Annotated in this window: 9 protein-coding genes; 6 read left to right on the plus strand and 3 right to left on the minus strand. The window is 39.9% G+C overall.

Annotated elements, in window-relative coordinates:
- Positions 1-21: 21 nt before the first annotated feature.
- On the minus strand, positions 22-915 hold the full coding sequence (locus AC1M9A_RS02440) for an ABC transporter ATP-binding protein (protein WP_035263830.1): 894 nt from the start codon (positions 913-915) through the stop codon (positions 22-24).
- Complete coding sequence (locus AC1M9A_RS02445) at positions 915-1,859, minus strand: ABC transporter permease (protein WP_481595390.1); 945 nt, start codon at positions 1,857-1,859, stop codon at positions 915-917. Before AC1M9A_RS02445 ends, AC1M9A_RS02440 begins: the two co-directional genes overlap by 1 nt.
- 240 nt (positions 1,860-2,099) lie before the next feature.
- Here AC1M9A_RS02445 and AC1M9A_RS02450 point away from each other — a divergent pair, with 240 nt between their 5' ends.
- The 5 genes from AC1M9A_RS02450 to AC1M9A_RS02470 all read left to right on the plus strand — a co-directional run bounded on the left by AC1M9A_RS02450 (position 2,100) and on the right by AC1M9A_RS02470 (position 9,237).
- Complete coding sequence (locus AC1M9A_RS02450; protein ID WP_481609548.1) at positions 2,100-2,537, plus strand: cation efflux protein, CzcI-like; 438 nt, start codon at positions 2,100-2,102, stop codon at positions 2,535-2,537.
- Positions 2,538-2,583: 46 nt separating this feature from the next.
- On the plus strand, positions 2,584-3,903 hold the full coding sequence (locus AC1M9A_RS02455; RefSeq protein ID WP_481609549.1) for a TolC family protein: 1,320 nt from the start codon (positions 2,584-2,586) through the stop codon (positions 3,901-3,903).
- A 1-nt stretch (position 3,904) separates the two neighbouring features.
- Positions 3,905-5,122 (plus strand): efflux RND transporter periplasmic adaptor subunit, encoded by a 1,218-nt coding sequence (locus AC1M9A_RS02460; RefSeq protein ID WP_481609550.1) that lies wholly within the window; start codon positions 3,905-3,907, stop codon positions 5,120-5,122.
- A complete protein-coding gene (locus AC1M9A_RS02465) occupies positions 5,112-8,255 on the plus strand; it encodes an efflux RND transporter permease subunit (RefSeq protein WP_481609551.1) in 3,144 nt (1,047 codons plus the stop codon). Before AC1M9A_RS02460 ends, AC1M9A_RS02465 begins: the two co-directional genes overlap by 11 nt.
- A gap of 76 nt (positions 8,256-8,331) precedes the next feature.
- On the plus strand, positions 8,332-9,237 hold the full coding sequence (locus AC1M9A_RS02470; RefSeq protein WP_481609552.1) for a cation diffusion facilitator family transporter: 906 nt from the start codon (positions 8,332-8,334) through the stop codon (positions 9,235-9,237).
- A 49-nt stretch (positions 9,238-9,286) separates the two neighbouring features.
- Here AC1M9A_RS02470 and AC1M9A_RS02475 read toward each other — a convergent pair whose 3' ends face one another.
- Positions 9,287-10,702 carry an LLM class flavin-dependent oxidoreductase gene (locus tag AC1M9A_RS02475; RefSeq protein ID WP_092766409.1) on the minus strand — a complete coding sequence of 472 codons (1,416 nt, stop codon included), beginning with the start codon at positions 10,700-10,702 and terminating at the stop codon, positions 9,287-9,289.
- 208 nt (positions 10,703-10,910) lie between these two features.
- Here AC1M9A_RS02475 and AC1M9A_RS02480 point away from each other — a divergent pair, with 208 nt between their 5' ends.
- Complete coding sequence (locus tag AC1M9A_RS02480; RefSeq protein WP_481588244.1) at positions 10,911-12,161, plus strand: SfnB family sulfur acquisition oxidoreductase; 1,251 nt, start codon at positions 10,911-10,913, stop codon at positions 12,159-12,161.
- The last annotated feature ends 13 nt before the right edge of the window (positions 12,162-12,174 follow it).

A 12,174-nucleotide genomic window follows, 5' to 3' on the forward strand; every position in this document is an offset into this window, starting at 1 on the left:
GTGTGATCAGGATATAGCGCCTTATTTAGAATGACTGACCTTGGTCATTCTTGGAATTTTAGGTAAGTCTGCGAGAGCTGGATCAAGTTCATCTTCTTCAGCATGTACCAAAGCATCTACACGTTGTCTTAAAGATTTAAACTTTTCAGTGAGCATCAATTCATGCTGACGTGGTCTTGGTAGATCAACCTCAATGATTTCCTTAATTTCGCCAGGATTGGCCTTCAATGCCACAATCCGATCGGCCAGTAAAATCGCCTCGTCCATATCGTGTGTCACAAAAATAATCGTGATATCAATATTGGCCCAAAGATCGATCAGATGCTTTTGCATTTTTTGACGCGTATGAGGATCTAAAGCCCCAAAGGGTTCATCCATTAAGAGAATTTTTGGCTGATTCACGAGCGCGCGAGCGATGGCAACGCGTTGTTTCATCCCTCCAGAAAGTTCATGAGGGTATTGCTGCTCAAATTTTTCAAGTCCGATAATGTTGATCCATTCGCGGGCTTGCGCCTCAGCTGTAGCATTGCTGGCACCTCGCATGAGTGGACCAAACATGACATTTTCTTTTACCGTTTTCCATGGAAACAGTGTGTAGCCTTGGAAAACCATGCCACGCTCTGGACTCGGTCCTGTGATGGTTTCACCGTCTACCAGTAATTCACCACTGGTATATGGATCAAGACCTGCCACAATACGGCTAAAGGTAGACTTACCGCATCCTGAAGGACCAATAACACAGATAAATTCACGTTTATGAATTTTTAAATCTAAAGCATTTAAAATGGTGCGCTCAGTTTTTCCGTGGCTAAATTTCTGGGTGAGATTTTTCGCTTCTAAAATGACGGGACGAGCGTAAATTTTGTCAAAGTAAGCGCGGGCATCAAAATCTGAGGGTTGAATTAGTGAAGACATTAGCGAGCTCCCGTTTTCCATTTAAATAAGTGCTGTCCAAGTTTCATTAAAATCACGTCGCAAATCAGACCAATCATCCCGATAATCAAAATTGCGGCGAAAACATTGTCAAAGTTTTGATAGCGAGCTTGTTGAGTGATGAACCACGTGATACCGGATGTACTTCCTATGAGTTCTGCAACGATTAAATAGGTCCAAGCCCAACCTAAAAGTACACGAAGGTTTCGATAAATTTCTGGGAGTGCAGCAGGGATGACCACATAAAATAAACTTTTGATTTTATTAGTTCCTAAGGTGAATCCAGCTTCAATAAGACTGCGGTCGACCAGACGGGTGGTATTGGCAATAATCAGAATTTGTTGGAACAAGGTACCAATCACAATAATCGCAATTTTAGGTGCATCATTAATGCCCAAAATCGCAACAGCAAGAGCGCCAAAGGCTGGTGCAGGCAGATAGCGAAAGAACTCTACAAAAGGTTCAGTTAACTGAGAAATTTTATGAGAAAAACCGCAAAGAATACCCAAAGGAATCCCGATCAAAGAAGAAATAAAAAATGCGGTAAACACCAGTTTAATGCTGTGCCATAAACTTTCATGAAACCATGGTGCATTTGCTTGAGCGGGTGGCGTTGTAAATGCGGTCACTAAGGCTGTAGCGACTTCATCTGGTGCGGGTAGGTAAATGGGATTGACCAAAATTCCCCGAGGTGGTGGCAGTCCTTGATCGACTGCCAATTGCGCTTCAGCATAATAAACTTCTCTACTGACACGGCTATCGAATTGTAAAAATGTTGTGCTACCAGAATCTGTGATTTGAACTTGGGGATGCCAAATAAAAGGCAAATAACTCACTGCACACCAGATTAAAATTGGAATTAAAAACGATCCAAAACCAAGCAAAAATTTATGCTTTTGACTCAATTCTCGTGCAACATAGCTCATCGTTGCCACCTCAGTAATACAAAAAATAAAATTCGTATGATTAGGTTGCAAAATCGATGCCATTTTCGAAGCGTGCTTTAAAAGCGCTAAATTTTTAAGTTTTCATTCATTTTTCTTATGTACATTCTTTCAATATCAAGGTTTCGATCATCAAAATATGATGGAGAATTACAACTCTTCACTTGATGGTGATCACTATCACGTTTTAAATGCAGATAGAAAAGATGAGAGCCTGCTTAAATGAGATCGGCTAAATTTGTGACATTCTTAGCATGTATGTTCATGTTCCAAAGCCTTTGGAATGTGGCGGCGGCTTTTTGTGTTCATGAAAGCGACTCAACATCGACACAAAGTTTTCACTTTGGTCATCATCAACCTGTACTTTGCCAAGCCGATCTTTCAAATAAAAGTCCGAAGTCCCAAATTGAAAAAGGCTTCGTGCTTGGTGATGATCAAAGCGTGACGCTAGAAGAAAAAGCGCAAATCGATGTTTTGGATCATCAAGATCATCTGCCGTCAATGTCTCAGTTTATTCTTGCTGTAAACGAGAATTTGCCTTCGTCACAACTCATCGAAAAGATTTACCAAAATCACTTTCTTTGGATTAATGCCTATCAATCGCCTCATTTAGGTAAAATCCCTCCGCCTCCTGAATTAACCCCGCTATTGGTGGGGTAGCCTAAAAATTTCCCACCACTTATTTTTAAATTAGTGGGAAATTCACATGTCTTTTAAATTAAAACATTCCATTCGATTATGGCTGGTTTTAGGTTCGCTTAGTTTGGGTGCAAATGCTCAAGCAATGACAGTCAATTCGCTTGAACAAGCACTGGTTCAAGTGTCTCAATATCAACAATCAGAACAGATTTGGCAGCAACGACAAGAAATGTCAGAACTTGCAGTCAAGCAAAGTGGACTTTGGCAAAACCCGACTATCAATCTCTCTCGAGATGGCTTTGGCTCGAATCAAGATCAAGAGTTAAGTCTAGGTATTAGTCAGCCGATCGACATTTTTGGTCAAAGACGGATTCAAAAAAATATAGCGCGTTTGGTTGGGCAACAAAATGAATTGCGAGAAAAGTTGTGGGAAGCACAAAGCCAATTAATCGTGAAGTATGCTTGGTCACAGTTTTTAATTTCGCAATCTGAAGCGCAAATTCAAAAGTCTCAACTGCAAGTCAGTCGTGAAACTTTAGACAGCGCTAAAAAACGATATCAGGCAGGAAGCATAGCCTTAGTTGAGTATGAACGAGCGCAGATTGAAGCGGCAGAAAATGAACGCAATTATCAGCAAGCCATTTTAAATAAGGAAATTGCAAAACGTAATCTTTCTAATCTCTGGGGAGAAACTGAAGCAGAGGTGAAGGTTGATTCAAATCGGATTTATTGGCCTGACCAAGTTGAACAGAATGTTCAAAATTATATTTCTGCAGGTTATTTAGAAAAGCTTTATGCACTCAATGTTGTTCAGGCTAATCAACGAATTGAGCAACTTAAAGTAAAAGCAAAACCAAATCCAAATTTGAATGTAGGGATGACGCGAACAAAAGCGCCCAATGAGACAAACGATACTAGTTTATCTGTGGGTGTCGATATTCCGTTCAATATTTTTAATCGTCAGCAATACCAAATTCCGCTTGCCCAACGTCAGCAATCTCTACTTGAGCGTCAACAACAAAGAGAACTCAAACAACAAATTTTAGAGATTGCAAACTCATTTCATCAGGTGCGTGGCTTAAAACTACAGTATGACGCTGTACTGAGACAAAAAGGCTTGTCTGAAAAAGTACAGACGCGCTCTTTGCTCGGTTTTAAAAATGGAAAACTTTCAATCACTGAGGTGCAACAAGCAACGACACAATTACAAAATATTCGGCTCAGTCAAATTCAGCTCTTAAGAGAGGCATGGCAAACCGCACTTGCTGCTGAGGCATTAAGTATTGGTACCAGTTATGAACAAATTAGTCGTTCGGATGCCTATACCCAATTACTCAAAGAGGCTGTGTCACAGTCAGAAAATTTCATCAATATAGGGGCAGAATAAAATGAGATCTATACAACAAGGAAAAATAAACCAAGCATTCCTCATCGCCCTGATTATTGGGGTGACGGTAGTTATCGGGATTTGGATTTTTTTCAAAGATAATAAGAAAACAGCAATTGTTGAGAGTGAAGAGCAAGCTGAAACGTCGAATGGCGCAGAAGCTGATCATGCAGAAGAAGGTGAGATTGAACTGACATCTAAACAGCTAGTCGAACATAGTATAAAAATAGAATCAGCTCAATTAGGTGCAATTCCGCGATACACAAACTTGCCTGCAAAATTGATGGTAAATACAGATCAACAAGCGCATATTTCCCCTAATTTTGCTGGTCATGTTGAACAAGTGAATGTAGCACTGGGACAAGAAGTAGGTAAAGGTCAAATACTTGCAGTATTAAGTGTCCCAGAGCTCATTGACCAACAAGCAAATTTAAGAATGGAACAATCCAATTTAGATTTGGCACGCCAAGATTTGCAACGTGAACAACGGATGTGGTCGCAGGGGATCTCTGCAAAACAGGATTTGCAACGTGCTGAAAATACATATCGTCAAGCACAAATCACAGTGCAAAGTGCCAATGCACGTTTACAAGCTTTGGGTGCCTCAGCAGGTTCGAATGGTCGTTTTACCATTCGTTCGCCAATCTCGGGCGTGATCAGCCAAAAAGACATTGTAGTGGGTGAAAATGTGCAACTTGCAGATCAGATTTTCATCATCGAACAATTAAAAGATTTATGGCTCGAATTTGTGCTACCTGCAGATGCGAGTAATCAAATTCGTGCACAACAAAATATTCAATTCAAATCTTTACAATCAGGTCAGACGTATACAGCAGTTGTGCAATCGTTAACGTCGCAAGCAGATGCGCAGACTGGTCGTTTGATTGTTCGCGCTAAAGTTCAAGGAAAGGCAAGTGAGTTAAGACCAAATTTGATGGTAAATGTTGAACTTCAAAGTCCCGATGCATCCAATGTATTACGCGTTGCAAAAAATGCAGTGCAACAAATCGAAGGTAAATCAGCAATATTTATTGTTACAGAACAAAAAAATGGAAAACTCCACTTTAAAGCACAACCCATTGAAGTAGGTGAAATGTCTTCAGATGGTCAATGGGCAGAAATTAAGTCTGGTCTTCAAACGGGGCAAAAATATGTCAATCAAGGCAGCTTCTTACTGAAATCGGAGTTAGAAAAAGGAGAAGCTGACCATGGGCACTAATCATGACATGCCGAAGGCTGAAGGGCTATTTGAGCGAATTATTCAGTTTTCAATTCAACATGCGATTTGGATCATGCTGTTTGCCTGTGCTTGGATTGCTGTTGGAGTTTATAGTTATCAAAAATTGCCAATTGATGCAGTTCCAGACATTACCAATACACAGGTTCAAATTAATACCCAAGCCAATGGATTTACTGCGCTCGAAGTTGAGCAACGCATTACTTATCCAATTGAAAATGCCATGGCGGGGATACCAGATCTTGAATTAACACGTTCGATCTCTAGGTATGGTTTATCTCAGGTCACCATTATCTTCAAAGATGGCACAGATATTTACTGGGCACGTCAACAAATCAATCAGCGTGTGCAAGAGGTTCAATCCGAATTACCTGATGATATCGCACCTACCATGTCTCCAGTATCTACGGGGCTGGGTGAAATTTATCAATGGGTACTAAAAGCTGAGCCAAAGGCTAAAAAACCTGATGGTTCTTCATACACAGCAATGGATTTACGCGAAATTCAAGATTGGATCGTGCGTCCACAATTGCAACGCGTAAAAGGCGTTGCTGAGGTGAATAGTATTGGAGGATTCAATAAAACATATGTTGTTTCGCCAGACTTGAATCGTATGCAACAACTACAAGTCAGTTTGACGCAACTTCAACAAGTTCTTACTGAGAACAATGAAAATCGTGGAGCAGGATTTATTGAAGATGGAGGTCAACAACTGACAGTACGAGTTCCTGGAACACTGAATACGATACAGGATATTGAAAATACAACGGTGGTTACCTTAAATGGAAATCCTGTCCGTGTTTCAGATATTGCTTCAGTGTCGATTGGACATGATCTTAGAACAGGCGGAGCGACCTATAACGGAGAAGAAACCGTACTCGGCATCGCCATGATGATGATGGGTGAAAACAGCCGTAGTGTTGCACAAGCTGTTGATCAAAAAATTCAAGAAATTCAAACCACACTGCCCGAAGGCGTAAAAATTGAAACTGTTTACGATCGTACCACCTTAGTCGAGAAAGCCATTAAGACAGTTCAAAAGAACTTAGTCGAAGGGGCGATTTTGGTGATTGTGATTTTATTCATTTTCTTGGGAAATATTCGAGCAGCTTTAATTACAGCATGCGTGATTCCACTTTCGATGTTATTTACATTATCAGGTATGGCACAGCAAAAGATTAGTGCCAACCTTATGAGTTTAGGTGCGCTAGATTTCGGAATTATTGTAGATGGGGCAGTGGTAATTGTCGAAAACTGTATTCGCCGATTAGCTCATGCCCAAGAACAGTTAAGACGACCTTTAACACGTTCAGAGAGATTTAAAGAAGTATTCCTTGCCGCTCGTCAAGCGCGCCGTCCTTTAATTTTTGGTCAAACGATTATTTTAGTGGTGTACTTGCCCATATTTGCTTTAAGTGGTGTTGAAGCAAAAATGTTTCACCCTATGGCACTCACCGTAGTATTAGCTCTTATTGCTGCGATCATTTTATCCATTACTTTTGTTCCTGCTGCAGTGGCTTTATTTGTAACAGGTGAAGTCAAAGAAACTGAAAGTAGATGGATGTTATGGTTAAAGAAAAAATATCTAAAAGCATTAGATATGACTTATTTATATCGAACGGTCATGTTAACGCTCGCAGTTAGTATTTTGGTTTTAACAGGGTTGATGGCGACACGTCTAGGAAGTGAATTCGCACCGCAATTAAGCGAAGGTGATTTTGCTATTCAACAAATGCGTTCACCCAGTACCAGCTTAGAAGAATCATTAAGAATGCAGGAAATGACTGAGAAACTTTTGCTTCAAAATTTTCCAGAAATTAAAAATGTTTTCGCACGAACGGGTACTGCTGAAGTGGCGACAGATGTGATGCCACCCAATATCTCAGATGGATTCATTATGTTGAAACCTCGTCAAGAGTGGCCGAATCCCAAAGAAAGCTTAGATGATTTAAGGTCACGTATTGAAACTTTTTTGGAGACTTTGCCTGGCAACAATAGTGAATTTTCTCAACCCATTGAATTGCGTTTTAATGAGCTCATTTCTGGAGTCCGCAGTGACATAGGTATAAAAATTTTTGGCGATGATATGCAGGTGTTAAACGATGAAGCTGCCAAAATTGCCAAGATTGTGCAAAAAATCAGTGGCAGTACAGCAGTCAAAGTAGAACAGACTTCAGGTTTACCCTTATTAAATATAGACGTAAATCGTTCTTTAGCAGCGCAATATGGTCTTTCGGTTCGTGAGATACAAAATTTAGTCGCTTCAAGTATCGGTGGTCAACAAGTCGGTGAAATTCTACAAGGCGACCGCCGTTTTGATTTTGTTATTCGACTTACTGATCAAGATCGGACAGTCATGGGGATTGCACAATTACCCATACAACTCCCCAATGGTGGGACAGTAAGACTGGCAGATGTGGCTACAGTTTCAAATATTGATGGTATGAATCAGGTGAGTCGTGAAAATGGCAAGCGTAGGATTATTGTGACGGCAAATGTTGAAGGGCGAGATCTGGGTTCATTTGTCCAAGAGTTGCAATCTAGCCTCACGACATATGCATTACCGAGTGGCTATTGGATTGAGTATGGTGGACAGTTTGAGAATTTGGCATCTGCCAAAGCTAGAATGACTATCGTGATTCCATTGGCTTTGATTACGATTTTTATCCTGCTGATGGCTGTATTCAAAAATATAAGAGAAAGTTTATTGGTATTCACGGGCGTACCCTTTGCTCTCACGGGGGGAGTCTTATTTTTATGGTTACGTGATATTCCCATCTCAATGTCTGCGGGTATTGGTTTTATCGCTTTATCAGGTGTCGCTGTTCTGAATGGACTGGTTATGTTGACCTTTATTAAGGAGCTAAGAAGTGAATACAGTTTAAAAGATGCCATTTGGCAAGGTGCAATGTTGCGATTACGTCCTGTGCTGATGACTGCTTTTGTGGCGTCTTTAGGATTTGTTCCAATGGCGCTTGCTACGGGTACGGGTGCTGAAGTACAGCGACCGCTTGCGACAGTGGTTATCGGTGGAATTATTTCATCCACCATACTGACGCTACTACTTTTACCTGTATTGTATAGGTGGATGAATCAAGCAAAAGCAGAACAATAAATTAAACAATAACATTATGTATATGAATCAGAAGCCTCACTTTATTTTAAGTGAGGCTTCTGATGAGGAGTATAAAATGGGTAGTTCGCATAATCATGATCACAGTCATGTGGAAGTCAGTAAAGACAATGCAAAGAAACTAACTTTTGCTTTAGCCTTAACCACGACATTTTTAATTATTGAAGTTGTTGCTGCATTTATTACTCAAAGTTTAGCTTTGCTGTCAGATGCTGCACATATGTTTACTGATGCTGCTGCTCTAGCCATCGCGTTGGTTGCAATTAAGATTGGTCAAAAGCCTGCAGACAATAAGCGAACTTTTGGTTACCAGCGATTTGAAATTTTGGCAGCTCTATTTAATGCGGTGATGTTATTTATCGTTGCAATTTATATTTTGATAGAAGCGATTCATCGATTAAGTAATCCTCCTGAAATTCAGAGTGTTGGAATGATGATAGTCGCCGTCATTGGCTTAATCATTAATTTAATTTCGATGAAGATTCTTTTTTCGAGTAGTAAAGATAGCCTCAATGTCAAAGGTGCATATCTAGAAGTATTAAGTGATGCACTTGGTTCTGTAGGTGTGATCATCGGTGCTGTGATTATTTATTTTACAGGCTGGGTACTTATTGACACGATTATCGCAGTCCTGATCGGATTTTGGGTCTTACCACGTGCTTGGATTCTCGCCAAGCAAAGTGTAAATATCCTACTTGAAGGTGTACCTGATGAGATTGATATTGAAAAGCTCCGTACAGATTTATTATCGCTTGAAGGAGTTAAGGACATTCACCAACTCAAAGTTTGGGCGATCACATCCAAAAAAGTCATGCTCACAGTTCATTTGGTTGCACCGAATGTCGATCCTAAACGTTTACATCAACAAGCTTTTGAAATGTTAAGTCATGATCACCATATTACTGAAATAACCTTGCAGATAGAAGATGATGCATATCACCATGAACTAGAACATCAGCATTAAAAAAAGCCCCCGAAAAGCGCTTTTTTACATATAGAGAATTTAAATTGATCTACACAGATTCAAGTGTTGCGGTTTGGGTTGAAGTGTGCAGCCCATTCGTTGATGACTTACGGTATTGAGCACCACGATGATCATCTGGAAGTAATGGTCCATGACCAAACAACTTTTCTCTCAGTGTCCCCTTGGTATATTCTGTAGGGTAAACACCGCGACGTTGTAACTCAGGAACGACGTATTCGACCACGTCTTCAAAAGATTGATGTGCCAAAATATAAGCCAAATTGAATCCATCAATGCCAGTTTCATCCACCCATTCTTGAAGACGATCGGCTACTGTGCTTGGTGAGCCGACAATCACGGGGCCGTTTCCACCTACACTGGTCCATTTTGCAATTTCTTCAATGGTCCAAACTTTATCTGGATCTGCTTCTACGTAAGATTGCAACATAGACTGAATGGCATTGGTATGAATATATTCAACCTGGTCTGTAGCTTTGAATTGTGAAAAATCTACACCAGACCACCCTGAAGCGAGTGTTAATCCACCATCATAACTACCGTAAGATTGATACTCTGCAAATTTAGCCTGTGCTTTTTCATCAGTTTCATCGACCACAATCGCAAGCATCGTATAGATTAAAACAGCGTTTGGATCTTTACCTTCTTCAATAAGATTATGGCGAATTCCTTGTGCTAACTTTTTTACAGCAACTTTCGTTGGTGCAGATATAAATACGCATTCTGCATTTTGACTGGCAAATTTTTGTCCACGCTTTGATGCACCTGCTTGGTATAAAACAGGTGTGCGTTGCGGAGAAGGTTCACAGATATGAATACCTGGCACGCTAAAATATTTACCTTCATGTTGGATTGGATGAACTTTGGTGTGATCCGCAAAAATACCAGCGGCTTTGTCGCGTCGTACCGCATCATTTTCCCAAGAACCTTCCCAAAGTTTATATAAAACTTCCAGATACTCATCTGCAATATCATAACGATTGTCGTGACTCACTTGGGTTTTTAAACCTAAGTTTTTAGATCCGCTTTCTAAATATGAAGTCACAATATTCCAACCCGCACGACCTTTGGTGAGATGATCCAATGTGCTCATACGTCGTGCGAAGGGATAAGGATGTTCGAATGAAATAGAGGTGGTTACACCAAAGCCTAAATGTTGGGTGACTGCTGCCATTGCTGGAACAATCTGAATTGGATCATTCACAGGAACTTGAACAGCACCATTTAAAGCATGTTGAGCCGATTGATGATACACATCATAAATACCCAAAACATCTGCAAGAAAAATACCGTCAAAAATACCTTTTTCTAATATTTTTGCTAAATCAGTCCAATATTCCAAATCTTTATATTCTGTAGAGCGATCGAGCGGATGACGCCATAAGCCTGGGGACTGATGTGCAATGCAATTCATTTCAAAAGCATTAAATCGTATATGTTTAGTCATAATGAAAATATAAAATAATTAAATGTTTATATTCTCATTATATGAAATATCATACTTATTATTTAATGAGAAAAACTGCAATATACATAATAAAAAAATAAATGAATTGATTATGTTTGAAATCAGATTAGTAAATAAAATAATCGTATAAAAAATTAAAATAATTAGTGCTAATTTAATTTTATTCAATTTTTTTGAAGAGAATAAAATGACCGCACAAATAGATATAAAATTGCATGAAGCTGAAATTTCAAAAGAATTCTACCAAATTCATCAGCCAGCGCATGTGATTAAGACAGATCAAGAAGCGATTCAAATCGCACAACAGCTCGCTGAAGATTTTGCAAAGGAAGCCTCCATTCGTGATCATGAACGCCGTTTACCTTTGAGTGAAATTAACAAGTACTCTCAATCAGGGCTTTGGGCAATTAACATTCCAAAGCAATATGGCGGTGCAGGAGCGAGCTACAAGACTCTCGCTGAAGTTGTTAAAACCATTTCTAGCGCTGATCCCTCACTAGGTCAAATCGCACAAAATCATTGGGTGTTTCTAGAGCATATCCGTTTAGATGCCACCGAAGAACAAAAACAATTCTTTTTTAAAGCAGTACTGGGTGGAGAGCGTTTGGGGAATGCTTTCTCAGAAAAAGGGTCTAAGACGGTTGCCGATCTCACCACAAAAATAGAATTTGATGCTTCTGGCAATGGGATTGTGAATGGACAAAAATTCTTTGCGACTGGAGCTTTACTGGCACACCGCATTCCAGTTGTTGCGATTGATGCTGAAGGAAAACCATTTGCTGCAATCGTGCCACAAGGGACAGAAGGTGTAAAAATTACCAATGATTGGAGTGGGTTTGGTCAGCGTACAACGGTCAGTGGATCAGTCGAATTAAACAACGTTAAAGTAGATGCAAAATATATCGTTCCAATTTATCAAGCTTTTGTAAGACCGACAGCAGCTGGAGCAATTTCTCAATTTATTCAAGCTGCTGTAGATGCTGGGATTGCACGTGGTGCGATTCAAGAAACGATTCATTACGTTCGTAACTTTGCACGTCCATGGATTGATTCAGGTTTAGATAAAGCAAGTTCAGATCCATATACCATTGCCAATATTGGTGAATTGAAAATTAAGCTGCGTGCTGCTGAAGCCGTTCTGGATTTGGCAGGATTAGCGATTGATTTAGCACTTGCTGAACCGACCGAAGATCATATTAATGAAGCAACATTGCTCGTGGCTGAAGCAAAAGTCTTAACGACTGACATTGCGATTTTAGCAGCGAATAAATTATTTGAGCTTTCTGGCACGCGTTCGACCTTATCAGAATTAAATTTAGATCGTTATTGGCGCAATGCCAGAACACACACTTTGCATGATCCCGTGCGTTGGAAATACAACATTGTAGGAAATTATTTTCTAAATGATGTCCCACCACCACGTCATCCATGGAGCTAAGGAGAAATTTATT

The organism is Acinetobacter sp. ANC_7634 (genome assembly GCF_056779875.1).